The sequence below is a fragment of the Streptomyces sp. NPDC028910 genome (assembly GCF_055564955.1).
The window spans coordinates 134560-159146 of the sequence record NZ_JBVHVF010000001.1 but is presented as its reverse complement, the minus strand read 5'-3'; the positions used below and the strand labels follow the sequence as shown (position 1 = coordinate 159146).

At 72.4% G+C, this 24587-nt stretch carries 24 protein-coding genes; 19 read left to right on the top strand and 5 right to left on the bottom strand.

Translation table 11 applies throughout. The features are described from left to right. Positions 1–95: 95 nt before the first annotated feature. Together ACZ4TV_RS00685 and ACZ4TV_RS00680 are read left to right on the top strand one after the other, a co-directional pair. Positions 96–1214 carry a helix-turn-helix domain-containing protein gene (locus tag ACZ4TV_RS00685; protein WP_468129208.1) on the top strand — a complete coding sequence of 373 codons (1119 nt, stop codon included), beginning with the start codon at positions 96–98 and terminating at the stop codon, positions 1212–1214. A 12-nt stretch (positions 1215–1226) separates the two neighbouring features. Continuing rightward, complete coding sequence (locus ACZ4TV_RS00680) at positions 1227–1805, top strand: HD domain-containing protein (protein WP_468129206.1); 579 nt, start codon at positions 1227–1229, stop codon at positions 1803–1805. Between the two features lie 59 nt (positions 1806–1864). On the opposite strand, the gene ACZ4TV_RS00675 is transcribed toward ACZ4TV_RS00680, so the two are convergent. The 3 genes from ACZ4TV_RS00675 to ACZ4TV_RS00665 all read right to left on the bottom strand — a co-directional run bounded on the left by ACZ4TV_RS00675 (position 1865) and on the right by ACZ4TV_RS00665 (position 3320). Then, entirely contained in the window at positions 1865–2119 is a 255-nt protein-coding gene (locus tag ACZ4TV_RS00675) for a hypothetical protein (RefSeq protein ID WP_468129204.1), read from the bottom strand. Between the two features lie 173 nt (positions 2120–2292). After that, on the bottom strand, positions 2293–2505 hold the full coding sequence (locus ACZ4TV_RS00670) for a tautomerase family protein (RefSeq protein ID WP_468129202.1): 213 nt from the start codon (positions 2503–2505) through the stop codon (positions 2293–2295). 59 nt (positions 2506–2564) lie between these two features. Next, positions 2565–3320 (bottom strand): SDR family NAD(P)-dependent oxidoreductase, encoded by a 756-nt coding sequence (locus tag ACZ4TV_RS00665; protein ID WP_468129200.1) that lies wholly within the window; start codon positions 3318–3320, stop codon positions 2565–2567. Positions 3321–3430: 110 nt separating this feature from the next. Here ACZ4TV_RS00665 and ACZ4TV_RS00660 point away from each other — a divergent pair, with 110 nt between their 5' ends. Continuing rightward, positions 3431–4339, top strand: a complete 909-nt coding sequence (locus ACZ4TV_RS00660; RefSeq protein ID WP_468129198.1) for a LysR family transcriptional regulator — start codon at positions 3431–3433, stop codon at positions 4337–4339. A 57-nt stretch (positions 4340–4396) separates the two neighbouring features. On the opposite strand, the gene ACZ4TV_RS00655 is transcribed toward ACZ4TV_RS00660, so the two are convergent. Continuing rightward, positions 4397–4819 carry a DUF4267 domain-containing protein gene (locus ACZ4TV_RS00655; RefSeq protein WP_468129196.1) on the bottom strand — a complete coding sequence of 141 codons (423 nt, stop codon included), beginning with the start codon at positions 4817–4819 and terminating at the stop codon, positions 4397–4399. A gap of 122 nt (positions 4820–4941) precedes the next feature. Here ACZ4TV_RS00655 and ACZ4TV_RS00650 point away from each other — a divergent pair, with 122 nt between their 5' ends. Beyond that, entirely contained in the window at positions 4942–5526 is a 585-nt protein-coding gene (locus tag ACZ4TV_RS00650) for a TetR/AcrR family transcriptional regulator (RefSeq protein ID WP_468129194.1), read from the top strand. Positions 5527–5626: 100 nt separating this feature from the next. Here ACZ4TV_RS00650 and ACZ4TV_RS00645 read toward each other — a convergent pair whose 3' ends face one another. Then, positions 5627–6997, bottom strand: a complete 1371-nt coding sequence (locus ACZ4TV_RS00645; protein ID WP_468129192.1) for an aminopeptidase P family protein — start codon at positions 6995–6997, stop codon at positions 5627–5629. A gap of 222 nt (positions 6998–7219) precedes the next feature. Here ACZ4TV_RS00645 and ACZ4TV_RS00640 point away from each other — a divergent pair, with 222 nt between their 5' ends. The 15 genes from ACZ4TV_RS00640 (at position 7220) to ACZ4TV_RS00570 (ending at position 24580) form a co-directional block, all read left to right on the top strand. Next, on the top strand, positions 7220–9637 hold the full coding sequence (locus ACZ4TV_RS00640; protein ID WP_468129190.1) for a collagenase: 2418 nt from the start codon (positions 7220–7222) through the stop codon (positions 9635–9637). 85 nt (positions 9638–9722) lie between these two features. After that, positions 9723–10895 (top strand): NAD(P)/FAD-dependent oxidoreductase, encoded by a 1173-nt coding sequence (locus tag ACZ4TV_RS00635; RefSeq protein ID WP_468129885.1) that lies wholly within the window; start codon positions 9723–9725, stop codon positions 10893–10895. Continuing rightward, positions 10892–11221, top strand: a complete 330-nt coding sequence (locus ACZ4TV_RS00630; protein WP_468129188.1) for a (2Fe-2S)-binding protein — start codon at positions 10892–10894, stop codon at positions 11219–11221. Before ACZ4TV_RS00635 ends, ACZ4TV_RS00630 begins: the two co-directional genes overlap by 4 nt. Next, complete coding sequence (locus tag ACZ4TV_RS00625) at positions 11202–12803, top strand: FAD/NAD(P)-dependent oxidoreductase (RefSeq protein ID WP_468129186.1); 1602 nt, start codon at positions 11202–11204, stop codon at positions 12801–12803. The genes ACZ4TV_RS00630 and ACZ4TV_RS00625 overlap by 20 nt, the downstream gene beginning before the upstream one ends. A gap of 132 nt (positions 12804–12935) precedes the next feature. Then, the gene (locus tag ACZ4TV_RS00620) at positions 12936–13874 is read left to right on the top strand and encodes a dihydrodipicolinate synthase family protein (RefSeq protein WP_468129184.1); all 939 of its coding nucleotides are present in this window, start codon (positions 12936–12938) and stop codon (positions 13872–13874) included. Positions 13875–13921: 47 nt separating this feature from the next. Continuing rightward, on the top strand, positions 13922–14926 hold the full coding sequence (locus ACZ4TV_RS00615) for a proline racemase family protein (RefSeq protein ID WP_468129182.1): 1005 nt from the start codon (positions 13922–13924) through the stop codon (positions 14924–14926). Further along, positions 14923–15942, top strand: a complete 1020-nt coding sequence (locus ACZ4TV_RS00610; protein ID WP_468129180.1) for a proline racemase family protein — start codon at positions 14923–14925, stop codon at positions 15940–15942. Before ACZ4TV_RS00615 ends, ACZ4TV_RS00610 begins: the two co-directional genes overlap by 4 nt. 8 nt (positions 15943–15950) lie before the next feature. Further along, positions 15951–16883: an ornithine cyclodeaminase family protein gene (locus ACZ4TV_RS00605; RefSeq protein ID WP_468129178.1), complete on the top strand. Its 933-nt coding sequence runs from the start codon at positions 15951–15953 to the stop codon at positions 16881–16883. Positions 16884–16952: 69 nt separating this feature from the next. Continuing rightward, entirely contained in the window at positions 16953–17663 is a 711-nt protein-coding gene (locus ACZ4TV_RS00600; protein WP_468129176.1) for a GntR family transcriptional regulator, read from the top strand. Positions 17664–18011: 348 nt separating this feature from the next. Next, on the top strand, positions 18012–19754 hold the full coding sequence (locus ACZ4TV_RS00595; protein WP_468129174.1) for an ABC transporter substrate-binding protein: 1743 nt from the start codon (positions 18012–18014) through the stop codon (positions 19752–19754). Between the two features lie 22 nt (positions 19755–19776). Next, entirely contained in the window at positions 19777–20808 is a 1032-nt protein-coding gene (locus ACZ4TV_RS00590; protein ID WP_468129172.1) for an ABC transporter permease, read from the top strand. Further along, positions 20805–21791, top strand: coding sequence for an ABC transporter permease (locus ACZ4TV_RS00585; RefSeq protein ID WP_468129170.1), 987 nt, complete (start codon positions 20805–20807; stop codon positions 21789–21791). The genes ACZ4TV_RS00590 and ACZ4TV_RS00585 overlap by 4 nt, the downstream gene beginning before the upstream one ends. Beyond that, the gene (locus ACZ4TV_RS00580) at positions 21791–22825 is read left to right on the top strand and encodes an ABC transporter ATP-binding protein (protein ID WP_468129168.1); all 1035 of its coding nucleotides are present in this window, start codon (positions 21791–21793) and stop codon (positions 22823–22825) included. The genes ACZ4TV_RS00585 and ACZ4TV_RS00580 overlap by 1 nt, the downstream gene beginning before the upstream one ends. Then, complete coding sequence (locus ACZ4TV_RS00575; protein ID WP_468129166.1) at positions 22822–23802, top strand: ABC transporter ATP-binding protein; 981 nt, start codon at positions 22822–22824, stop codon at positions 23800–23802. Before ACZ4TV_RS00580 ends, ACZ4TV_RS00575 begins: the two co-directional genes overlap by 4 nt. A 424-nt stretch (positions 23803–24226) precedes the next feature. Next, positions 24227–24580: a hypothetical protein gene (locus ACZ4TV_RS00570; protein WP_468129164.1), complete on the top strand. Its 354-nt coding sequence runs from the start codon at positions 24227–24229 to the stop codon at positions 24578–24580. The last annotated feature ends 7 nt before the right edge of the window (positions 24581–24587 follow it).

The following is a 24587-nucleotide window of genomic DNA, read 5'->3' as shown; positions in this document are numbered from 1 at the left end:
GGCGACCACGGCTATGAGCGTAGATTCCGCGTTGATCCGCTCGAAGTGACCGCCAGTACGGGTTACTTGGCAGCGCGCCTAGGCAGAGGAGCGTCATGGGCACCAACCCGACTTCCACCCTGACCGGCAGTCAGGGAAGCCAGCGGCGAGGCCGTGGCGGCATAGTTTCCGGCTACGTGTTCCGCGTCATCCGGGAGCAGCTCGGCCACACACAGGAGACCCTCGCCGAGGCGTTCGCCGTCTCGACGGACACCGTCGCCGGATGGGAAACCGGCCGGCGCCCCCTGACGGCCCTTGCGGTCGGCCAGATGCTGGTGCACCGGCACAGGCTGATGCGGATGGGTGCCAGTCCCGCCTTCCTCCTTGCCCTGGAGAAGGCCCTGGAGGCTGACGTTTTGCTGGCCAGCGCTCTGGACGACGAGGGGACACCCCCTGAGAGCCCCCTGGGGGCGTGGGTCATGCAGCGTGATCTTGTGGAGGTGCTCGCCTGGCCGTTGAATGGAGTGACGCCGGAGCCCATGCGTCCTCTCCAAGCCCCCTCACGGCCTCGTCGCGGTCCCGTCGCCAGCCGTCCGGAGTTGTCCCGGGAGGAGCGCCGCCGGTTCTTCGGCCACATGCGGCGCATGGCCGAGGAGGCCCAGGCTGACGGGCAGTTCCTTCTGCGCAGGCAGGCTCTGTACCTCGCTGGCTACGACGACGCATCGGACACATCCGACTGGCTGGCCCAGCAACGCAAGGCCGAGCGGCCGTCCGACTGGCTTACCCAGTGGCTCACGTCCCGCTCCGTCGCTGCCGTGGCCGCACGGCAGGGGGACCGAGACCGGATGCAGCACTTCATTTCCACGACCTTGGACGATGACGAGGCTGGCGAGGCGGCCAACCTGAGCTACTGGGCCTACTGGATCGGGGAGTCGGTACACCCTGAGCTGTCCGACGACTTCATTGCCGCCCCCGGCGTGATGACCTGGCACGGCCAGAGGCTGCTCCAGCACCTGGTCGCCGGGCTCGCTCCCCAGCACGGCTTCTTCGACCTCAACGTGCACACGCTGTGGGCGCTGCTCGCGGCCCGCCCAGGACTCCTCCGCACCAGTTCGGAGGCTGGGCGCTCGCTGCGGGCACAGCTGCCCGTGCTGTTGGATGGCACCACGGCCTCGACGCGTGCGCGTCGGGAGCTGGAGGGCATCCGGTACGCGATCCGCCTCGCCGAGGCGTAAGAAGGAGACACAGTGGCTGACGACCTGTCCGCGGTGGCGCGCTTCCTCTACGAAGCGGGCACGCTCAAGAACACGCGCCGCACGGGCTGGTGGATGGCCGGCATCAACAGCCCAGAGAGCGTCGCCGAGCACTCCTGGCGCACCTCTCTCATCGCGTCAATCATCGCGAAGCTGGAGGGCGCCGACCCCGCGCGCGCTGCCTTCCTCGCCGTCTGGCACGACACCCAGGAGACCCGCACCGGGGACGTTAACCACCTCGGGAAGAAGTACGCGACCAGCGCAGACCCGCAGGCTGTGACGGCTGACCAGACCGCGGGCATGCCTGAGCTGCTTGCGTCAACAATCCAGGAACTGGTGGCCGAGTACGAGGGCAAGGAATCGCCCGAGGCGATCTGCGCCCGCGATGCCGACAAGCTGGAGTGCATGCTCCAGGGCATCGAGTACAAGGCCCAGGGGTACGAGGCTGCGCAGCGGTGGATCGACAATAGCCAGGCCAGGCTCGTGACCGAAACGGGTAAGCGGCTCGCCGAGGACTTGCTCGGACAATGCACGCTCGACTGGCTGCGGTCGGCCATCGGCGAGAAGGGCTGACCTCGGACGCACGAAAGCGCCCCTCCCGCCCGTAGGCGAGAGGGGGCGACTTGCGTTTCCTACCGGGCGGCGAGCTGGTACATGGTGGCGCCGAGGGCGGCCAGGCTGATCAGAGCGGCGAGGGAGGGCAGTGGCCACCGGCCCTTCTCCAGCGCGTCGAGGCGCTTGCCGTGGTCGTCGATGGTCTTGTCGGTCTGGTCGCCACGCTGGACCAGGAGCGCCAACGATCCACCGACCCTGACGAACCCGGCCTCCATCGTGCCGCGCATGCACTCCAGTTCCACGGCGACCTGGCCGGATTCGGTGGGGGTCACCCCTGGCCGTCCGTGCTGGTGCGCAGCCAGCCGGGGAGCAGCGCCTGGACGCTGGGCAGGGCCATGACGCGGGCGAAGCCACCCGAGACGGCGAGGGAGCCGGCCACCTAAGGGAGCGCCTCCGGTATGCCGGAGGCGGCCACGATGGCGCCCGATTGAGGCGGGCGGCCGGGCTAGCTCCGGGGGCGGAGGCGGCGGCGGTATTCCTGCGTCGGGACGCCGCCCACGCCCCAGTCCTCCAGGTCGACCTCGTCGATGAGGACGAAGGTGGTGGCCGGGTCCTTGTCGAGGACCTTGACCAGCAGGTCGGTCACGCCGGCAATGATCTCGGCCTTCTGCGCGGCGGTGGCGCCTTCACGGGTGATCTTGACGTTGACGTACGGCATGGTGAGGGATGTCCTTCCGGTGGAGAGGGGCGGGCGGGAGCGAACGCGGGCGCGGCGGCTCAGGCGCGGCCGGTGACGTGGCCGCCGTCCACCCGCAGGGCGTGGCCGGTGACGAACGTGGCGCCCGCGAGGTACAGCACCGCCTCGGAGATCTCCGAGACCTCGCCGACCCGGTTCAGCAGGGCGAGCCCGCCGAAGGAGTCCACGTCGGAGCCCGCGTGCAGCGGGGTGCGGATGATGCCGGGCGACACGAGGTTGACGCGGATGCCGTCGGCGGCGAGCTCGGCGGCCAGGCTGGTCGTCAGCGCGTGCACACCGGCCTTGCTGACCACCGGCGCGGAGGACGGGAAGCCCGCCAGCGCGTGGTCCACCAGAACGGTGCCGATATTGACGATGCTGCCGCCCCGGCCCTGCGCGCGCAGCGCCCGTACCACGGCCTGGGTGGTGAGGTAGGTGCCCTTGAGGTTGCCCGTCAGGAAGCCGTCGAGCTCGTCCTCGGTGACCTCGGTGAAGGGCTTGGGGGCGAAGGTGCCGGCGTTGTTGACGAGGACGTCGATGCCGCCGAAGCGGTCGAGCGCGGTACGGACGAGGGCCTCACCGGTCGCCGGCTCGGCGATGGCGCCCGCGACCCACGCGGTTCGCTCCGGGTGGCCGAGGCCGGCCGCGGCCTTGGCGAGGCGCTCGGCGTCCCGGCCGTTGAGAACGACATTGGCGCCGCTCGCCAGGAAGGCGCGGGCGATGTCCAGGCCGATGCCGCTGGAGGAGCCGGTGACAAGAGCAGTAGCCGTAGCGGCGGTGGTGGCGGTGTCGGTCATGGTGCGTGGCCTTTCGTGGTGGCTTGGTTCGTCCGGCTGACACCAGAAACCTACGAACACTCAACCCATAACACCACGACGGAAATTGGAGCATGTCATAATCCGGCGTTATGGATGTGGATCTGCGTGACCTGGAGCTCCTGCACGCCACCGCCGAGGCCGGCTCGCTGACCGCGGCCGCCGAGCGGCTCTACGTGAGCCAGCCGGCTCTCAGCCAGCGGCTCACCCGGCTGGAGGCACGCCTGGGCATGGCCCTCTTCGACCGCAAGGGCCGCCGCCTGGTCCCCAACGCCGCCGGCCGCCGGCTGCTCGTCGCGGCCCGCCAGGTGCTCGGTGAACTGGAGTCGGCCTCACGGGACCTGCGGGAGATCCGCGACGGGCGCGACCGCCGGGTCCGCTTCACCGCGCAGTGCAGTACCACCTTCCCGTGGCTGCCGCCCGTGCTCCGCGCCTTCCGCGCGCGCGAGCCGGACATCGACGTGCGCATCGAGACCGTCCCCGACGACGCGCCGATCCCGGCGCTGCTCGCCGACGTGGTGGACGTCGCGCTGGTCACCAAGCCGGACCTGCAGATGGACCGGGTGTCGCTGACCCGGCTGTTCGAGGACGAGATGATGGCCGTCGTGCCCACCGGCCATCCGTGGGCTGCGCGTGCGCACCTGACCGCCCGTGACTTCGACGGCGCCGACCTGGTCCTCTACGACTTCTACGACCAGAAGCGCATCCCGTCGATGCCGCTGCCGATCCCCGTCGGGGCCCGCCCGGCCCGGATCACCACCATGCCGGTGGTGACCGATCTGGTGGTCGAGATGGTGGCGGGCGGCCAGGGCGTGACGGTGCTGCCCAACTGGGTGGCCGCCCCGTACGTGGCCTCGCACGACCTCGCCCTCGTACGCATCGGCGCGAAGCCGCTGACCCGCACCTGGTTCTGCGCCACCCGGACCGGACCCCTCCCGCCCCACCTGGAGGTCTTCGTCGAGGAGCTCACGGCCCGGCTCAAGGCCCCCCGCGTCGACTAGCGAGAGGCCCCGGACCGGGAAGGCAGGAGTGGTGATCGCCCGGCGCTGTCCGGCGGATCAGGCGGAGGGCGCCGTTTCCCGCTGCGGTGTCGTGAGCGTGCCGCCCTCGGTCAGCAGCATGACGGCGGTGAGGACGACGACGGCGGCCGCCGAGACGTGAACGCTCAGCGCTGTGGTGACGGTGCCGCCATGGGTGAGGACCGCGAGCGCGTCACCGAGCGGGATGACGGCGTTGATGAGCACCACCCAGCCGAGGATCCGCCGCTGCCCGAGGGCAAGGAGCAGGAACACGGTCGACGCCACGGCGATGTCGCGCACGCCCTTCACGACGAAGTAGCCGTCGGCATGGCCCTGAGGCCAGGGGGCGATACCGAATCCGGCGGGAGCGCCGCCGGGGTTCAGCAGGAAGTTGAGCCCGAAGAACAGCACCGCCGCGCCGGTCAGTACGGCAAGGGCGGTGGTGATGTGACGCCTGTTCATGGAATCCCCCCATGGGAAAGCGGAGCCCAGCGGGTCCGCGCCGCGTCCCTAGCGCTGCTAGTGATGGAAGTGATGCTAGCCCTAGCGCCAATCGAATGTCTAGCGATGCTAGAATCCGGGGTATGGGAGTACAGCAGCGCCGAGAGCGCGAACGAGCGGACCGGCACCGATTGATCGTCACGGCGGCGCGCGAGCTCGCCGAGGCGGAGGGCTGGGGCGCGGTCACCACACGCCGGCTCTCCGAACGCGTCGAGTACAGCCAGCCCGTCCTCTACTCCCACTTCAAAGGCAAGAGCGCGATCGTGGCGGCCGTCGCCCTCGATGGTTTCGACGAGCTCGCCGCCGCCCTGCGCGAGGCGCGCACCTCCCACCCCGCGCCGGGTGCGGCGCTGCGTGCCCTGGCCGACGCCTATCTGGATTTCGCCAGGACCCGGCCCGCGGTCTACGCCGCCATGTTCGTGCACGACATCGACGTCGAATTCGGTGGCGAGGCCTCGCCGGCTCCGCTGAGGGCGGCCTTCGGTGAACTCTTCGCCACGGTGGAACCGTTGGCCGCGGCCCGCGGCTGCGACACGGAGGCGCTGACCGAGGTGGTCTGGAGCGCCCTGCACGGCCTGGCCACACTCACCGAGGGCAGCCGACTGCGCCCGCAGGAACACCGGACCCGGGTGGACCTAGTGGTCGACATGGTGGCGGCGGCCGGCTAGTGCTGTGACCCGGTGAACCTTTCCGGCCACAGCACTAGGTCCTGTCCGGTGGCCGGGCCAAGGCGCGGAGCACCCCGGCGGGATGCCGCCGGGGCACCCGTCAGCCCTCCAGCAGGCGGCCCATCCACTCCTCGATCCCGGCGACCGTGCGCGGCAGCGCGCCCGACATCAGGCGTGCGCCGTCCGCCGTGATGACCAGGTCGTCCTCGATGCGGACGCCGATGCCCCGCAGCTCCGCCGGAAGGGTCTCGTCGTCGGGCTGGAGGTACAGGCCCGGCTCCACCGTCAGGACCTGACCCTCCTCCAGGACGCCGTCCAGATACGTCTGCGCCCGCGCCTTCCCGCAGTCGTGCACGTCCAGCCCCAGCATGTGGCCGCTGCTGCACAGCGTGTACCGCCGGTGCAGGTCGCCCTCGGCGTCCTTCAGGACGCCCCAGTCCGCCAGGCCCTCCGCGATCACCCGCATCCCGGCCCGGTGGAAGTCCCCGAAGCTCGCCCCCGGGCGCAGCGCCGCCATGCCCGCCTCCTGGGCGGCCAGGACCAGTTCGTAGACCTGCCGCTGGACGGGGGAGAAGCGGCCCGACAGCGGGAGGGTGCGGGTGATGTCCGCCGTGTAGAGGGTGTCGGTCTCCACGCCCGCGTCCAGGAGGAGCAGCTCGGCCCCGTTCAGCCGGCCGTCGTTGCGGATCCAGTGCAGGGTGCACGCGTGGGCGCCCGACGCCGCGATCGTCTCGTAGCCGGTGCCGTTGCCCTCGGCCCGTGCGCGCAGGCCGAAGACCCCCTCGATCCACCGCTCCCCGCGCGGATGCGCCAGGGCGCGCGGCAGGGCCCGTACGACGTCCTCGAAGCCCGCCGTCGTGTGGTCGACGGCCAGCTGGAGCTGCGCGACCTCCCACGCGTCCTTCACCAGACGCAACTCCGACAGCACGGAGGCCAGTTCCGTGTCGGTCGCCGCATTGCGGCCCACCGGTGACCCGAGTCCGTCCAGGTGGGCGCAGCGGATTCCGGTGAGGCGCTCCGCCTCCGCCAGGTCGGGCCGGCGGCCCACCCAGAACTCCCCGTACCGGCGGTCGCGGTAGAACTCCCCGTTCTCCTGCGACCGCGGGGAGCGCGGCCGCAGGTACAGCACCGCCTCGTGGGCGTGCGGGCCGGACGGCTCCAGGACCAGGACGTGGCCCACCTGGTCCTCGCCGGTGAGGCCCGTCAGCCAGGCGTACGCGCTGTGCGGACGGAACCGGTAGTCGCAGTCGTGGGAGCGGACCTTCAGCTCACCGGCCGGGATGATCAGCCGCTCGCCCGGGAAGTGGGCCGAGAGCCGCTCCCGGCGGGCCGGGGTGACGGCGTGGCCCGGGACGCGCGCGGAGTCGGACAGCGGGGACGCGGCCCAGTGGTCCGCCATGAACCGGGACAACTCCGGGGACACCGGACGGTCATGACTGCCCGTGTGGAGGCGGGCGGAGGCGTCGGTCACGAGGGCTCCTTCAAGAAAGACGCGAACTGATGGGCGCACAGGTCTTGTCAGTGCAATTTCACATTACTATGTTACAGCTCACACCGCGGCACGTTAGCCCCCGTCAAACGCCGCGTGACGCAGGGCAGTTCGCCGCACTTCACCCGCACTTCCACCCGCACTTCACGGGCACCTCACCAGTCGCACCACCCCCCACGTCACCTCTCCAACCAGGAGTTCTCGGTGTTCAAGCACAGAGTCGTGCGCTCTTCACTCCTCGCCTCCGCCGTAGCCGTGACGCTCCTCGCCACCGCGGGGCAGGCCACCACGCAGGCCGCCGAGCCCGCCGCCGCGGCCGCATTCACCGGCGCCCAGGCGGCCCAGCCGGCTCAGGCCGCCCCGGCCGCCGCCGCCCACGGGCCCACGGGGAACCCCTTCGACGAGGTCGACCGCTTCGCCAACGCGCGGGACAACACCCCGGCGCCCGCCCCGGCCCCCGGCGGACAGCCCCTCACCGGACAGCCCCTCACCGGACAGGTCCCCGGCGCGGCGCCCTCCGCCGCCCCGCCCGCCGAAGACCTCGAGAAGCGCGGCGAGGCGGCCAAGGCGACGCCGACCGCGAAGAGCGTCGCCGCAGGCGTGCCCTGCACCCTCGACGGGATCACGAACCTCAGCCCGGAGCAGTTCGCCGACTTCCTCGGCGACCAGGCCGTCCTCGCCGACGGCTGCCTGCGCGGCCTCATCTGGACCTGGGACGCCCGCCTGACCCCGGTGATGTCGGACGCGCACGTGCAGGCCGTCTCCCGCCGGATATCCAGCCTGGCCGCCGCCCACGACGGCCGTAACTCCTCGCACCTGGAGGAGATGTTCACGTACCTGCACGCGGTCGCCTACCACGACTTCTCGCGCGACGAGATCGACACCACCGACGCCCCGACCGTGAACGCCGTACGCCAGGCCATCGCGGACTTCGGCAACGCGGCCCGCACCTTCGACGTGACCCCGTCCAACGCCCGCACCCTGCGCGAGGCCCTCTACGCCGCCGGCCCCGGCCTGCGCCAGCACCAGCTCGGCCTCATCAAGAAGGTCCTGGCCACCATGGACGCGGCCCACCCGGCCACCCACCACGACGCCGCCTGGGCCGGCGCCGCCCTCGCCGCGCTCTCCACCAACTACCTGGGCGTCTACCCGGGCAACGAGGACACGGCCTTCCACGCCGCGGTCGCGGCCGACCCCTCGTACCGCGCCGCCTTCAAGGCCTTCGCGACCCACACCCACCTCAAGGGCACGAACAACGCCTGGCTGGTGCGCGACGCGCTCGGCGAGTACGGACGCTTCGGCCAGATCGACGGCCTCAAGGGGCAGATCGTCACCGACCTCGGCGCCCTGCTGGAGACCACCCGGTCCACCTTCGGCCACGGCAGCCAGCCCTGGGCCAAGGTCGTCTCCTGGCTCAACTTCTACGAGGCCTGCAAGCCGTACGGGGTGTGCAAGGAGGACATCGAGAAGCAGATCTTCCCCTACACCTACACCTACGACAACGGCGCGATCAAGGTCCGCACGGGCCTGGACCGGGCCACCGTCGACCAGCTGTACTACGCGAGCAAGCAGGTCAAGGCCCAGTACCACCGCGTGCTCGGCACCGACCAGCCGCTCGCGGGCGACCCCAACTCCACGTTGAACATCGTGCTGTACGGCTCCCGCGCCGACTACGAGAACTACCACCCGATCCTGACCGGCTACGACACCAACAACGGGGGCATCTACATCGAGAACGGCGCCACCTTCTACACCTACCAGCGCCGCGTCCCGCAGGACTCCTCCCTCACCCTCGAGGAGCTCTTCCGTCACGAGTACACGCACTACCTCAACGGCCGCTTCGCCGTCCACGGCTTCTTCGGCGAGGGCCCCTGGTACGAGAGCGACCGCACGACCGCCATGGACGAGGGCACGGCCGAGTTCTTCGACGGCGCCACCCGCGACAACGGCATCGCCGTCCGCAAGTCCCTGGTCAAGAGCATCATCAACGACACGGCCGGCGGCGGCCCGCGCATGAGCGTGGAGCAGCTGCTGAACGCCACCTACGACGGCGACGGCTTCCGCTTCTACAGCTACGCCGGCACCTTCTTCGAGTTCCTGTGGACCGAGAAGCCCTCGCTGCTGCGCGAGATGTACACCCACCTGCGCGACAACGACGTCGCCGCGTACGACGCCTGGCGCCACCGGCTGGGGGCGGACACCTACCTCCAGCGCGACTACGACCGCTTCCTGGACGCGCAGATCGCCAAGGTCGACCAGCTCTTCGTGCCCAACACCACCTTCACCCCGAACGACCAGCTGCGCGACGCGGCGCTGGCGTCGGTGAAGTCCTCCTTCGCCACGGCCACCTACAACACCCCGGACTGCGTGGAGAACGGCGACCCCGGCAAGCGCCGCTTCACCTGTACCGGCCGGATCACCGCGAACCTGAAGAACTGGCGCAGCGACGACCAGAACTTCAAGGACATGTCGGAGACGGTCGACTACTTCATCCTCGACCGGGCGGGCGCGGCCTCCAACAACCTCGCCGACATGAACTGTTCCTTCGGTCCACTGGAGATCTGGAGCAACAAGGTCGCGGGAAGCGCGAGTTACAGCTGTGAGGGTCCCCTCCGCGGCTGACCGCCACCGGACCGGTCCCGCGCCCGACGGAGGGCGCGGGACCGGTCTGGGCAGCCTCAAAAGAATGTGACATATTACTGCCGTGCTGCTCAAGAGACACTCCCCGGACGGACACTCCCTGGACGCCGTGATCATCGGCGCTGGCGTCGTCGGGGCGGCCTGCGCGTACTACGCGGCCCGCGCCGGACTCTCCGTGGCCGTGGTCGACCGCGGCCCCGTCGCCGGCGGCACGACCGGCGCCGGCGAAGGCAACCTGCTCGTCTCCGACAAGGAGGCGGGACCGGAACTGGACCTCGCCCTGCTGTCCACCCGGCTCTGGACCGAACTCGCCGCGGTCCTCCCCCGGGACATCGAGTACGAGGGCAAGGGCGGCCTCGTCGTCGCGTCCGACCAGGCTGCGCTGGAGGCGCTGCGGAGCTTCGCGGAAGGCCAGCGCAAGGCCGGGGTCGAAGCGGTCGAGGCGGGGGACGAGGACCTGCGCACCCTGGAGCCCCATCTGGTCCACGGCCTCGCGGGCGGCTTCCTGTACCCGCAGGACGCCCAGGTCCAGCCGGCCCAGGCGGCGGCCCGGTTGCTGGCCGCCGCGGCCGCCTCGGGCGCGGAGTTGTACCTGGGCGAGGAGGTGACGGGCGTCCTGCTGGAGCGGGGCACCGTACGCGGGGTCAGCACGCCGCGCCGCGAACTCCTGGCCCCGGCCGTGGTGAACGCGGCCGGCACCTGGGGCGGCCACATCGCCTCGCTGGCCGGGGTCACCCTGCCCGTCCTCCCGCGCCGCGGCTTCGTCCTGGTCACGGAGCCGCTGCCGAGGGTGGTCCGGCACAAGGTCTACGCCGCCGACTACATCGCCGACGTGGCCAGTGGCTCCGCCGCCCTGCAGTCCTCGGCGGTGGTCGAGGGCACCCCCTCGGGCCCGGTCCTGATCGGCGCCACCCGGGAGCGCGTCGGCTTCGACCGCACCCTCTCCCCGCAGGCCCTGCGCCGCCTGGCCGCCCAGGCGGCGGCGCTCTTCCCCGTCCTGGCCGACACCCGGGTCCTGCGGGCCTACCACGGCTTTCGCCCCTACCTCCCCGACCACCTTCCGGCGATCGGCCCCGACCCGCGCCGCCCCGGGCTGCTGCACGCCTGCGGCCACGAGGGCGCGGGCATCGGCCTGGCCCCCGCCACCGGCCTGCTGATCGCCGCCGCCCTGACGGGAGCCGAACCCCCGCTGCCCGTGCACCCGTTCCGCCCCGACCGATTCGCGGAGGCGTCCCGATGAAGGCCCAGAACCGCAGCCGCACCCCCCGCTCGCTGGTCGGCGGGGCCCCGGCGGCCGCGTACGAGATCACCTTCGACGGGCGGGAACTGCCCGCCCTGCCCGGCCAGTCCATCGCCGCCGTGCTCTGGGGCGCGGGGATCCTCGCCTGGCGGACCACCCGCGAGGGCGGCGCCCCGCGCGGGGCGTTCTGCGGGATCGGCAGCTGCTACGACTGCCTCGTCACCGTCAACGGCCGCCCGAACCAGCGTGCCTGCCTGGTCCCGGCCGCGCCGGGGGACACCATCACCACCCAGGAGGGAACCGGCCATGCCGACCTCGCCGTCTGATCCCCCCGTTCGCGCGGGCCGCGCGGATCCCGCAGATCTGCCGGTCCCCGCCGCCGCGCCCGCGCCCGCCGCCGGGGCCGGGCCCGGGTCGGGTTGGGCCGAGCTTGCGGTTGTCGGTGCCGGGCCGGCCGGGCTGGCCGCTGCGGTTGCCGCCGCCGGGCTCGGCCTGCGGGTCACCGTGCTCGATGCGGGAGACCGCCCGGGCGGGCAGTTCTACCGCCACCCCGCGCCCGGGCTCGGCGCGGCCCGCCCCGAGGCCCTCCATCACGGCTGGGCCGAGTTCAGGGCCCGCGAAGCCGCCCTGCGCGCCCACGAGTCGGCCGGGCTGATCACGTACCTCCCGGGCCATCACGTCTGGACGGTGGTCCCGCACGAGGGGGGATGGACGCTGCACGCCGTCGCGGGCCACGCGCCCGAGGAGCGGGCCGCGAGCGTCACCGCCCGGGCCGTGCTCATCGCCACCGGCGCCTACGAGCGGCAACTGCCCTTCCCCGGCTGGACCCTGCCCGGGGTGGTCGGGGCCGGCGGGGCGCAGGCCATGCTCAAGGGCGGGCTGGTCCTGCCGGGCCGCCGCGTGGTCGTCGCCGGGAGCGGGCCGCTGCTGCTCGCCGTGGCCGGATCCCTCGCCGCCGCCGGAGCCACCGTGCCCGCCGTGGTGGAGGCCGCCGCGTACACGGCGTACGCGGGCCGGCTCCCCGCCCTGCTGCGCAACCCCGGCAAGCTCGTCGAAGCCGCCACCTACGGTGGGGCGCTGGCCCGGCACCACGTCCGGCTGCTCGCCCGGCACGCCGTCACCGAGGCCCACGGCACCGACCGGGTCGAGTCCGTCACCGTGGCCCGGCTCGACCGGAACTGGCGTCCGCTGCCGGGCACCGCCCGCCGGATCCCCTGCGACGCCCTCGCCGTCGGCCACGGGCTCGTACCCCAGCTCGAACTCGCCACCGGCCTCGGCTGCGCCACCCGGCTCGGCCCCGACGGCACCGTCGCCCTGGAGGTCGACGCCGCGCAGCGCACCTCGGTCCCCGGCATCTGGTCGGCGGGGGAGACCGGTGGCATCGGCGGGGCCCAACTGGCCATGATCGAGGGGGAACTGGCCGCGCACTCCATCGCGGCCGCGTTGCACGGGACCCCGAGGCCGGCGCCGGCAGCCCCCGCCGGGTCAGACGAGGGAGCGCCGCGCGGCAGCCGCGTCCCCCGGCTCACCCGCGCCCGCGCCCGGCTGCGCGCCTTCGCCGACGCGATGGCCGCCGCCCACCGCCCCGGCGAGGGCTGGACCGGCTGGCTCCGGGACGACGCCGTCGTCTGCCGCTGCGAGGAGGTCCCGGCCGGCCGGATCCGGGAGGCCGCCGAAGACCTCGGCGCGCGGGACGCCCGTACCGTCAAACTCCTCACCCGGGCCGGTATGGGCTGGTGCCAGGGCCGGATGTGCGGTCCCGCCGTCGCCGCGCTCGCCGGCCAGGACCCGGCGCCGGACCGGCGGCCGCTGTCCTGCCCGGTCCCGCTGCGCCAGCTGGCCGAACTGCCCGAACTGCCCGAAGCCGACCATCCGGTGACCGACCGTCCCGAAGCCGGCCATCCCTGAGCCGACCGTCCCGCGACCGGCCTTCCCGCGACCGAACTTCCCCACGGCGACCGCTGATCGGGTCCCCCCGGACCCTTGTGGCCGCATCACACCCCCCTGTAAAATGTCACACATCACCCTAGGGAGCCTCACATGACCCACGCGCACACCCCCGCGCAGACCCCCGCGCCGCGCAGCGACATCCGCACCCGCCCCTGGCACGGAATCATGGTCGCCACCGCGCTCCCCCTGCGCGAGGACCTCAGCGTCGACTACGACGCCTACGCCGAACACGTGACCTGGCTGATCGCCAACGGCTGCGACGGCGTGGTCCCCAACGGCTCCCTCGGGGAGTACCAGACCCTCACCGACGAGGAGCGGGCGCGCGTCGTGCGTACCGCCGTCGAGGCCGCCGGCGACGGCGACCGCGTCATGCCCGGCGTCGCCGCCTACGGCAGCGCCGAGGCCCGCCGCTGGGCCGACCAGGCCGCCGAGGCCGGCGCGGGCTCCGTACTCCTCCTGCCCCCCAACGCCTTCCGGGCCGACGAGGACGCCGTACGCGCCCACTACGCCGAGGTCGCCCGCTCCGGGCTGCCCGTCGTGGCGTACAACAACCCCATCGACACCAAGGTGGACCTGGTCCCGGCCCTGCTCGCCCGGCTGCACGCCGACGGATCCATCGTCGCCGTGAAGGAGTTCAGCGGGGACGTGCGCCGCGCCTACGAGATCGCCGAGCTCGCCCCGGGTCTCGACCTGCTCATCGGCGCCGACGACGTACTGCTCGAACTCGCCCTCGCGGGCGCCGTCGGCTGGATCGCCGGCTACCCCAACGCCCTGCCGCAGTCCTGCGCCACCCTCTACCGGGCCGCCGTCGCCGGGGACCTCGCCACCGCCCTGCCGCTCTACAAGTCCCTGCACTCCCTGCTGCGCTGGGACTCCAAGACCGAGTTCGTCCAGGCCATCAAGCTCTCGATGGACCTGGCGGGCCGCCCCGGCGGCGCCACCCGCCCGCCCCGCTTCCCGCTCACGGGCGATACCGAGGCCGCCGTCCGCGCCGCCACCGAGAAGGCCCTCGCCGAGGGCCTCAACTAAAACCCCTACTACCCGCTACCCCTGCAACCCTGTCCGGAGGGGACTCCATGCGCACGCGCCACGTCTACCACGCGGTGGACTCGCACACCGAGGGCATGCCGACCCGGGTCATCACCGGGGGAGTCGGGGTGATCCCCGGCGCCACGATGGCCGAGAAGCGGCTCCACTTCATCGAGCACACGGACCACGTCCGGACCCTGCTCATGTACGAGCCGCGCGGGCACGCCGCGATGAGCGGCGCCATCCTGCAGCCCCCGACGCGCCCCGACGCCGACTTCGGGGTGCTCTACATCGAGGTGTCGGGTCTGCTGCCCATGTGCGGGCACGGCACGATCGGGGTCGCCACCGTCCTGGTCGAGACGGGCATGGTGCCCGTCGTCGAGCCGGTCACCACCGTCCGCCTCGACACCCCGGCCGGGCTGGTGAGCGTGGACGTCCGGGTCGAGGACGGGGCGGCCACCGCCGTCACCCTCACCAACGTCCCCTCCTTCTGCGTCGGGCTCGACCTCAAGGCCGAGGTTCCCGGCTTCGGCACGGTCACCTACGACTTGGCCTACGGCGGCAACTTCTACGCCTTCGTCGAACTCGAGGATCTCGGCCTGCCCTTCGACCGCGCCCGCAAGCAGGACCTGCTGGCCGCCGGGCTCGCGATCATGGACGCGGTCAACTCCTCCGGCGACCGGCCCGTCCACCCCGAGAACCCCTCCATCGCCGGGGTCAAGCACGTCTACCTCGCCGCCTCCGGCTCCGACGCCCGCCGCTCCCGGCACGCCATGGCCATCCACCCCGGCTGGTTCGACCGCTCACCCTGCGGTACGGGGACCAGCGCGCGGATGGCCCAGCTGCACGCCCGCGGTCTCCTGGAGCTGGGCGCGGACTTCGTCAACGAGTCCTTCATCGGCACCGAGTTCACCGGCAGGCTGGTCGGGGAGACCACCGTCGGCGCTCTCCCGGCCGTGGTCCCCACCGTCACGGGCCGCGCCTGGATCACCGGCACCGCCCAGTACTTCCTCGACCCGGCCGACCCCTTCCCCGGAGGCTTCCTCTTGTGATCACCGTCCGAACGGTGGACTACCACACCGCCGGCGAGCCCTTCCGCATCGTCGACGCGACCGCCGGGGACGTGCCGCCCGTCCCCGGCGACACCGTCGCCGAGCGCTGCGCCACGGCCATCGGCCCGGGGGGATCGGGGACCGCCCCGCGCCGGGGCGCGCTGGACGACGTACGGCGCCTGCTGGTGCAGGAGCCGCGCGGGCACGCCGGGATGTACGGGGGCTTCGTGGTCCCGGCCGACGACGACGGCGCCCACTTCGGCGTGCTGTTCTGGCACAAGGACGGCTACTCCACCGCCTGCGGCCACGGCGCGATGGCCCTCGGGGTCTGGGCCGTGGACACCGGCCGGGTCGCCGCCCCGGACGACGGGGACGCCCCGGTGCGCATCGACGTACCGTCCGGGCGGGTCACCGCCACCGTGCACCGGGACGGGGGCCGCACGACCGGGGTCACCTTCCGCAACGTCCCGGCCCGGGTGGGCGCCCGCAAGGTCCCCGTCGCCACCTCCTTCGGGCTCGCCGAGGTGGACATCGCGCACGCCGGGGCCTGTTACGCCTCCGTCCGCGCCCGGGACATCGGCCTGGAGGTCTCCCGGGCCGCACTGCCCGCTCTGGTAGGGGCCGGACAGGAGGTCCGGGCCGCCCTGGCCACCCACCCCGCCACCTGGCATCCCGGCGGCCCGCTGCTGTCCGGGGTCTACGGGGTGATCCTCCACGAGGAGCTGCCCGACACCCCCTTCGGGCCGCACCAGCGCAACGTCACGGTCTTCGCCGACGGGCAGATCGACCGCTCGCCCTGCGGCTCCGGCACCTCGGCGCGGCTCGCGCTGCTCGCGCAGGACGGGCGGCTGGGTCCGGGGGAGGACCTGCTGCACGAGTCGGTCACGGGCACGGTGTTCACCGGCCGGACGCTGGACGGCGGCGTCACCGAGGTCACCGGCGCCGCCTACCGCACCGGCGAACACGCCTTCGTGGTGGACCCGCACGACGCGCTCGGCACCGGGTTCCTCCTGTGACTCCGGGGATGCCGCAGCTGAACGCCGAGGTGATGTCCGCGCTCATCACCCCGGCGGCGGCGGCCGACGCCCTGGCCGCCGCCCTGCTCGGCGGCCTCGATCCGGAGGGCTGCCCGCCGCGCTCCGCGATCGACGTGCCCGGCGGTGGTGAACTGCTGCTGATGCCGGCCGCGTCCGGCGCGTACGCCGGGGTGAAGATCGCCGGTGTCGCCCCCGGCAACGCGGCCCGCGGGCTGCCCCGGATCACCGGCTCCTACCTCCTGCTGGACGGGCCCACCCTGCGCCCCCTGGCCCTGCTCGACGGCGCGGCGCTGACCACCCTGCGCACCCCGGCGGTCTCCGCGCTCGCGCTGCGCCACCTGGCCCCGGCCGGGCGCCCGCTGCGGCTGGTGCTCTTCGGCTCCGGACCGCAGGCCTACGGGCACCTCGAAGCGACCCTCGCCGTACGGGAGGTGGCCCAGGTGGTGGTGGTCGCCCGCCACCCCGGCGGCGCGGAGCGGCTCGCCGCGCACGCCCGCGCCCTGGGCCCGCACGCCCGGACCGGCACCCCGAAGGACGTGGCGGACGCCGATCTGGTCATCTGCTGCACCACGGCCCGGGAACCCCTTTTCGACGGGCGCCTCGTCGGCCCGGGCGCCACCGTCGTCGCCGTCGGCTCGCACGAGCCCACGGCCCGGGAGACCGACACCGCCCTCGTGCGACGGGCGGCGGTGTACGTGGAGTCGCGGGCGGCCGCCCTGCGGGAGGCGGGGGACCTGCTGGTGCCGGAGGCCGAGGGGGCCATCGGGCCCGGTCATATCACCGGCACCCTCGCCGACCTCGTCGGCGGACGCGTGCCGGCGGGCGGGCCGCAGAGTTGTCCACAGCTCTTCAAGAGCGTGGGCATGGCCTGGGAGGATCTCGCTGTGGCGGTCGCGTTGTTCGAGGCCGCCGGAGTGTGAGCAGCGCAACGTGACATTGTACGCTGTTCCTCTGCTCGTCGGTGGTGTGTGGGGCTCGGAGGAAAAGCAATGGGTGACCTGAAGCAGCACAGTCTCATCAAGGCCCAGGAGCGACTCCGCGACCAGGTCGGCCATGCCCTGCGAGCCGCTCTGATAGCGGGTGAGCTGCGCCCCGGGAGCGTCTATTCCGCACCGGGCCTCGCGGCCGAACTCGGCGTCTCGGCCACACCGGTGCGCGAGGCCATGCTCGACCTGGCCCGGGAGGGACTGGTCGAGCCGGTCCGCAACAAGGGGTTCCGGATCACCGAGGTCAGCGAGCGCGACCTGGACCAGTTCACCGAACTGCGCACGATGATCGAGGTGCCGACCATCGGCCGGATCACGAAGATCGCCACGGCCGAGCAGCTGGAGGCGCTGCGGCCCATCGCGGAGGAGATCGTCACCAGCGCGCGCGAGCACAACCTCATCGGCTATCTGGAGGCGGACCGCCGCTTCCACCTCTCGCTCCTCGGGCTCGCCGGCAACGACCGGCTCGTCGAGACGGTCGGCGACCTGCGCAAGCGCTCCCGGCTGTACGGCCTGACCGGCCTGGACGAGGCCGGCAAGCTGGTCTCCTCGGCGCAGGAGCACATCGAGCTGCTCGACCTGATGCTGAGCGGGGACGCCGAGGCGGCGCAGGAGTGCATGCTCCGCCACCTCGGCCACGTCCGCTCCCTGTGGGCCCAGGGCCGCGACGAGCCGGTGGGCCGCACCCCGGGCGGCCTCGGCTCCGGCCTGTAGAGCGCGCCCCGAGCCCATGGGCTTCGCCCCCGCGCCCTCCGACCGCGCCGCTGCCGCATGGACCCGCACGGCAGCGGCCGGGGCCGCGATGCTGACCGACCTGTTCTGGTACGCCGTCGGCGCGGCAGCGGGATGGCTCGTTCACAGCGCCGTGCGGCGGGCGTACCTGAGGCCGGTTCGTCACTGACGGGGCGGCGCCGACCGATCGCTCCGCCGCCCAACGCCCTTGTGCGGACAGGGAACTTGGACACGGCTGGATAACGGCGGCGCCAAACCCTTGTCAGTGCAATTTCACATTACTATGTTACCCGTCACATCCTAGAGCGCGGCCCTTCACTGGAGTGACCCATGACCAAGCGCACCCAACTCGCCCTAGCCACCGCCCTGGTGGCAGCTCTCGCACTCGGCGCCTCGGGCTGCTCCGGCACCAAGAAGGGCCCGGCGGGCGCGGGCGCCTCCAACCCCGCCGCCGCCAACGACGGCAAGATCCTCGGCGGCACCCCGGTCAAGGGCGGCACCCTCACGGTCCTGTCCAACCAGGACTTCGCCCACCTCGACCCCGCCCGCAACTGGGTCATGCCGACCATGGACTTCGGCACCCGGCTGCTCTACCGCACGCTCCTCACCTTCAAGGCCGAGCCCGGCAAGGCCGGCAGCGAACTGGTCCCCGACCTCGCCACCGACCTCGGCACCCCCTCCAACGGCGGCCGTACCTGGACCTTCACCCTCAAGGAGGGCGTGAAGTACGAGGACGGCTCGCCGATCAAGGCCCAGGACGTCAAGTACAACGTCGAGCGCTCCTTCGCCCCCGACCTCACCGGCGGCCCCGACTACGCCGCCCAGTACCTGGCCGGGACCGAGGGCTACAAGGGCCCGCTCCAGGGCCAGCACCTGGACTCCGTCAAGACTCCCGACGACCGCACGGTCGTCTTCGAACTCAAGCGTCCCGTCGCCGAGTTCTCCGCGACCGCGACCCTGCCGACCTTCGCGCCCGTCCCGCAGTCCCAGGAGAAGGGCACCCAGTACGACGCCCGCCCGTTCTCCTCCGGCCCGTACAAGATCGAGTCGTACGACCGCGACAAGAAGCTGGTCCTCGTCCGCAACGAGCACTGGGACCCCAGGACCGACACCGTGCGCAAGGCCTACCCGGACAAGTTCGTGGTCGTCATGGGCCTCAAGGGCGGCCAGATCGACGACCGGATCATCGCGGGGGAGGGCGCGGACGCCTCCGCCGTCCAGTACTCCGACATGCGCCCCGAGAGCGCCCCCAAGGTGCTGCCCAAGCCGGACGTCAAGGCCCGGCTGCTCGCCGAGTCCCAGGGCTGCACCGAGATGCTCCACCTGAACAACTCCCGCGCCCCCTTCAACGACCCCAAGGTCCGCGAGGCCATGCAGTACGCCGTCGACAAGGAGGCCGTCGTCACCGCGGGCGGCGGCCCGGCGCTCAACGAGGTCGCCACCGCCTACCTGCCCCCGGCCCTCTCCGGCGGCAAGCAGGCCGACACCCTGAAGATCCCCCCGGCGGGCGACCCGGCCAAGGCCAAGGAACTGCTCAAGGCCGCCGGCAAGGAGAGCCTGAAGGTCTCCCTCTCCATCTCCACCGGCGACAAGGGCAAGGCCGAGGCCATCCAGCAGGGCCTGTCCCGCGCGGGCATCGAGGTCGTCATCGACACCGTCGATCCGGGCGCCTACTACGACGTCATCGGCGACCTCTCCACCACCCCCGACATGACGCTCACCGGCTGGTGCCCCGACTACCCCTCCGGCTCCACCTGGATCCCCTTCGTCTTCGACGGACGCACCATCAAGGACAAGGGCAACCAGGGCAACTACAGCCAGTTCCGCGACGAGGAGACCATCAAGCGGATCGACGAGATCAACGCCATGGCCGACGCCAAGCAGGCCAACCAGGCCTGGATCGACCTCGACGCGGCCCTGATGGCCAAGTCCCCGAACGTCCCGATCCTGCTGGAGCGCAAGCCGCTCCTCGTCGGCACGAACATCGCCGGCGCCTTCGGCCACCCGGTGTGGACCGGCACCATCGACTACGGAACGGTCGGTCTCAAGGACCCGTCGAAGAGCCAGGGCTGAGGAAGACGGAGCCCCCGACACCATGACGACCGCCACCCCGCTCCCCGACGACCGGGCAGCCCCCGGCCCTGACGGCACCCCGGCACCCGGCGGGGCAACGGCCCCCGGCGCCGCCCCGGCTACCGGCGCCGCCGAAGCCCGGCCCGCGGCGGCGCCCGGCAGCAGCCCCTGGCAGCTCGCCCGGCGGGAACTGCGCCGCCGCCCCGCCGTCCGCGTCAGCCTCTGCGTCGTCCTCCTCTTCGTCCTCATGGCCGCGACCGCCCCCTGGCTGGGCGCGCTCGGCGGCTGGTCCCCGAACGAGTTCGACAAGTCCGCCATCGACCCCTACCTCGGCGGCCAGCCGCTCGGCGCCCTCGGCGGGATCAGCTCCGAGCACTGGCTCGGCGTCGAACCCGTCACCGGCCGCGACCTGTTCGCCCGCGTGGTCCACGGCGCGCAGGTCTCCCTCCTGATCGCCTTCGCCGCCACCGCCATCGTGGTCCTCGCCGGCACCGCCGCCGGCATCGCCGCGGGCTACTTCGGCGGCCGCACCGACGCGGTCCTGTCCCGGCTCATGGACCTGACCATGTCCTTCCCCTCGCTCATCTTCATGATCGCGATGCTGTCCGTGGCCAAGGACGTCAACCGCATCGTCCTCATGACCTCCGTCATCGGCGTCTTCGGCTGGCCCGGCGTCGCCCGCGTGGTCCGCGGCCAGACCCTCTCCCTCAAACACCGCGAGTACGTCGACGCCGCCCGCGTCGGCGGTTCGAGCGCCTGGCGGATCCTGACCCGCGACATCCTCCCCGGCGTCTCGGGCCCGGTCATCGCCTACACCACCCTGCTCATCCCCGGCATGATCAGCACCGAGGCCGCCCTCAGCTACCTCGGCGTCGGAGTCCGCCCGCCCACGCCCTCTTGGGGCCAGATGATCGCCGAGTCCGTGGCCTACTACGAGACCGACCCCATGTACTTCGTCATCCCCAGCGTCTTCCTCTTCCTCGCCGTCCTCGCCTTCACCCTCCTCGGCGACGCGCTGCGCGACATCCTCGACCCGAGGGGCGGCAGCAGTTGATCGTCTACCTCGCCCGCCGGCTGCTCGCCCTCGCCGGCGTGCTCCTCGCCATCGCCGCCGTCACCTTCCTCATCTTCTACGTCCTGCCCTCCGACCCGGCCGCGGCCGCCTGCGGCAAGACCTGCAGCGCCGAACGACTGGCCGACGTACGGGCGTACCTGGGCCTCGACCAGCCCCTGTGGCGGCAGTTCGCCGACTTCCTGACCGGCATCTTCACCGGCCGCACCCTCGGCTCGGGCCAGTACGCCGTCGTCTGCGACTTCCCCTGCCTGGGCTACTCCTACGAGAACTCCCTGCCCGTGTGGGACCTGCTCATGGACCGGCTCCCGGTCTCCGCCTCCCTCGCCCTCGGCGCCGCCGCGCTGTGGCTGGTCCTCGGCCTCGGCGCCGGAGTCACCGCAGCCCTGCGCAAGGACACCGTCACCGACAAGGCCCTGATGGTCGGCGCGGTCGCCGCGGCCTCGCTGCCCGTGTACTTCACGTCCGTGATGCTCATCTACGGGGTCATCCGCATCGCCGGCCTGCTGCCCTACCCCACCTACCAGGCCTTCACCGACAACCCGCTCGGCTGGGCCGCGAACCTGCTCCTGCCCTGGGCCGCGCTCGCGCTGCTGTACGCCGCCATGTACGCGCGCCAGAGCCGGGGTTCGATGATCGAGGCGATGGCCGAGCCCTACATCCGCACCGCCCGCGCCAAGGGCATGCCCGAGCGGACGGTCGTCGTCAAACACGGACTGCGCTCCGGGATGACCCCGATCCTGACCATCTTCGGCATGGACCTCGGCGGACTGCTCGCCGGGGCCGTCATCACCGAGTCGATCTTCGGACTCCCCGGCGTCGGGAGGCTGTTCTACGGCGCCCTCGTCAACTCGGACCAGCCCGTGGTCCTCGGAGTCACCCTGCTCGCCGCCTTCTTCATCGTCGTCGCCAACCTCCTCGTCGACCTCCTGTACGCCGTCATCGACCCGAGGGTGAGGTACTGATGACCGCAGCCACCACAGCCACCACAGCCGCCACCGCCGCCGCTCCGCTCCTCGACGTACGCGACCTGCGCGTCACCTTCACCACCGCACGCGGCACCGTACGGGCCGTCGACTCGATCGGCTTCACCGTCGAGGCCGGACGCACCCTCGGCATCGTCGGCGAGTCCGGCTCGGGCAAGTCCGTCACCTCGCTCGCCGTCATGGGCCTGCACCGCGGCGCGGTGGAGGTCAGCGGCTCCGTGGCGCTCGCCGGACGGGAGCTGACCGGTCTCTCCGAGCGGGAGCTGTCCCGCGTACGCGGCCGCAGGATGGCCATGATCTTCCAGGACCCGCTCTCCAGCCTGCACCCCTACTACACCGTCGGCGAGCAGATCGCCGAGCACGTCAGGGTGCACTTCAAGGCCGGGCGGTCCGCCGCGCGCAAACGGGCCGTCGACATGCTCGGCGAGGTCGGCATCCCGGAGCCGGCCCGCCGCGCGGGGGAGTACCCGCACCAGTTCTCCGGCGGAATGCGCCAGCGCGCGATGATCGCCATGGCCCTGGCGTGCGAGCCCGACCTGCTGATCGCCGACGAGCCGACCACCGCCCTGGACGTCACCGTGCAGGCGCAGATCCTGGAACTGATCGCCAGGCTCCAGCAGGAGCGCGGACTCGGCGTCGTGATGATCACCCATGACCTGGGTGTCGTGGCCCGCGTCGCCCACGAGGTGCTGGTGATGTATGGCGGCCGGGCCGCCGAACAGGCCCCCGTCGACGCCCTGTTCGCAGACCCCGCCCACCCCTACACCCGGGGCCTGCTCGACTCGCTGCCCCGCCTCGACACCGCCGACGACGAACCGCTGCCCTTCATCCCCGGCTCCCCGCCGTCCCTGCTCGCGCCGGCCCCCGGCTGCGCCTTCGCCCCGCGCTGTCCCAAGGCGGCCGCGCGCTGCACCGACGTACGGCCGGAGCCGGCGGCGTACGGGGACGGACCGGAGCGGACGGTCGCCTGCCACTTCGCCGGAGCCCGAACCGCCCAGGAGGCGGCCCGATGACCGAGACCGCCACACCGCTGCTGTCCGTACAGGACCTCACCATGACCTTCCCCGGCAGACGATCCGTGACCGGGCGCCGGGGGGCGCCCGTGCGCGCCGTGGACGGGGTCTCCTTCGACCTGGCGGCCGGGCAGACCCTCGGCCTGGTCGGGGAGTCGGGCTGCGGGAAGTCCACCACCGGCCGCATGCTGGTACGCCTCCTGGAGCCCACCTCGGGCCGGGTCACCTTCGACGGCAAGGACATCAGCCGCCTCTCCCCGTCCGCCCTGCGCCCGCTGCGCAAGAACATCCAGATGGTCTTCCAGGACCCGCACTCCTCCCTCAACCCGCGCCAGACCGTGGCCCGGATCATCTCCGACCCGCTCCTCGTCCAGGGCTGGAGCGCGGCCGACGCCCGCCGCCGCGCGGCCGAACTGATGGACCTGGTCGGCCTGATCCCCGAGCACATCGACCGCTACCCGCACGAGTTCTCCGGCGGCCAGGCCCAGCGCATCGGCATCGCCCGCTCCCTGGCCACCAGCCCCCGCCTCGTCATCGCCGACGAGCCGGTCTCCGCCCTCGACGTCTCCGTCCAGGCCCAGATCGTCAACCTGATGGAGCGGCTGCGGGCGGAACTGGGCCTGGCGTACGTGTTCATCGCGCACGACCTGTCCGTGGTCAAACGCGTCAGTGACCGGGTCGCCGTCATGTACCTCGGCCGGATCGTCGAGATCGGGGACAAGAAGTCCCTCTACGAGAACCCCCAACACCCCTACACCCGCGCCCTCCTGTCGGCCGTACCCCTCCCCGACCCGGCGGCGGAACGCCGCCGCGAGCGGATCGTCCTGCTCGGCGACCCCCCGAGCCCGGCCGCTCCACCCGCAGGCTGCACCTTCCACCCGCGCTGCCCCAAGGCCCAGCCCCTCTGCCGCACCGACCGTCCGGTGCTGCGGCCCGCCGCCTCCCAAGAGGCGGCCTGCCACTTCCCGGGTGACTGACGGGGGTCAAAGGCCACTCGCCGGGGTAGCGAGGGCGGTATCTCGGCCCGGGCCGGCCGCCGGGACGAGATCGCCCGTCTCGCCGACGCCATGGGGGACCGGATCCGTCGGGATCCGGACTTCCGGGCATCGATCGACGCCCTGATGGCGGACGACGCCCTGCGCGCGCTGCTGGAGTCCACTCGGATCGCCGGCGGCGGGCTGCCGTTGGCCCCTGTCAGCCGGCGTGGTTTCCTGGCCGTCGCCTCGATCTCGAGCGTGGCCGGGCTGGGTACGGCCGAGGTGTTGCTGAGCGACCGCGACGCGCGGCGGACGGTGGAGATCCCACGTCAGCGGATGGCCTGCATCACTGAACGGCTCACCGAGATCCGGGCGATGGACGGCCGCGTACCGCCGGCGGAGCTCCGCTTCATGGGCGTATGCCATGGACGAGACCGAACTGACGGGCATCTCAGGCCCGGTCCAGATGGAGCTGGGCCGTCTGCCGCAGGCGCAGCGGCTCCTGCGCGCAGGCCTCGACCTGCGTGAGTACTCGGCCTTCCGGACGAGGGGCATCTGGCTGCGCCAGCTCGCCACCGTGCACCTGCGGCAGGGCGACGTACGCCAGGCGTCCGCGGTCGGCCATGAAGCCCTTGCCTGCCTCACGGCCGCGCCGACCCCGCGCTTGGCCGGGGATCTACGGACGCTGGTCGCGGACCTGCGCCGGCAACGACGGGTCGGCGCGGTCCGCGAGTTCACCGACCAGGCGCGGACGACGATCGCCGCCCTGGCCGTGTGAGGGGTCG

Bases quoted from the DNA above. Each gene is read 5' to 3' on its own strand.
- ACZ4TV_RS00570 (WP_468129164.1), top strand. From the start codon at position 24,227: ATGGACGAGACCGAACTGACGGGCATCTCAGGCCCGGTCCAGATGGAG.
- ACZ4TV_RS00575 (WP_468129166.1), top strand. From the start codon at position 22,822: ATGACCGAGACCGCCACACCGCTGCTGTCCGTACAGGACCTCACCATG.
- ACZ4TV_RS00665 (WP_468129200.1), bottom strand. From the start codon at position 3,320: ATGACCGACACCGCCACCACCGCCGCTACGGCTACTGCTCTTGTCACC.
- ACZ4TV_RS00660 (WP_468129198.1), top strand. From the start codon at position 3,431: ATGGATGTGGATCTGCGTGACCTGGAGCTCCTGCACGCCACCGCCGAG.
- ACZ4TV_RS00655 (WP_468129196.1), bottom strand. From the start codon at position 4,819: ATGAACAGGCGTCACATCACCACCGCCCTTGCCGTACTGACCGGCGCG.
- ACZ4TV_RS00650 (WP_468129194.1), top strand. From the start codon at position 4,942: ATGGGAGTACAGCAGCGCCGAGAGCGCGAACGAGCGGACCGGCACCGA.
- ACZ4TV_RS00595 (WP_468129174.1), top strand. From the start codon at position 18,012: ATGACCAAGCGCACCCAACTCGCCCTAGCCACCGCCCTGGTGGCAGCT.
- ACZ4TV_RS00600 (WP_468129176.1), top strand. From the start codon at position 16,953: ATGGGTGACCTGAAGCAGCACAGTCTCATCAAGGCCCAGGAGCGACTC.
- ACZ4TV_RS00625 (WP_468129186.1), top strand. From the start codon at position 11,202: ATGCCGACCTCGCCGTCTGATCCCCCCGTTCGCGCGGGCCGCGCGGAT.
- ACZ4TV_RS00670 (WP_468129202.1), bottom strand. From the start codon at position 2,505: ATGCCGTACGTCAACGTCAAGATCACCCGTGAAGGCGCCACCGCCGCG.
- ACZ4TV_RS00620 (WP_468129184.1), top strand. From the start codon at position 12,936: ATGACCCACGCGCACACCCCCGCGCAGACCCCCGCGCCGCGCAGCGAC.
- ACZ4TV_RS00580 (WP_468129168.1), top strand. From the start codon at position 21,791: ATGACCGCAGCCACCACAGCCACCACAGCCGCCACCGCCGCCGCTCCG.
- ACZ4TV_RS00630 (WP_468129188.1), top strand. From the start codon at position 10,892: ATGAAGGCCCAGAACCGCAGCCGCACCCCCCGCTCGCTGGTCGGCGGG.
- ACZ4TV_RS00590 (WP_468129172.1), top strand. From the start codon at position 19,777: ATGACGACCGCCACCCCGCTCCCCGACGACCGGGCAGCCCCCGGCCCT.
- ACZ4TV_RS00615 (WP_468129182.1), top strand. From the start codon at position 13,922: ATGCGCACGCGCCACGTCTACCACGCGGTGGACTCGCACACCGAGGGC.
- ACZ4TV_RS00605 (WP_468129178.1), top strand. From the start codon at position 15,951: ATGCCGCAGCTGAACGCCGAGGTGATGTCCGCGCTCATCACCCCGGCG.
- ACZ4TV_RS00685 (WP_468129208.1), top strand. From the start codon at position 96: ATGGGCACCAACCCGACTTCCACCCTGACCGGCAGTCAGGGAAGCCAG.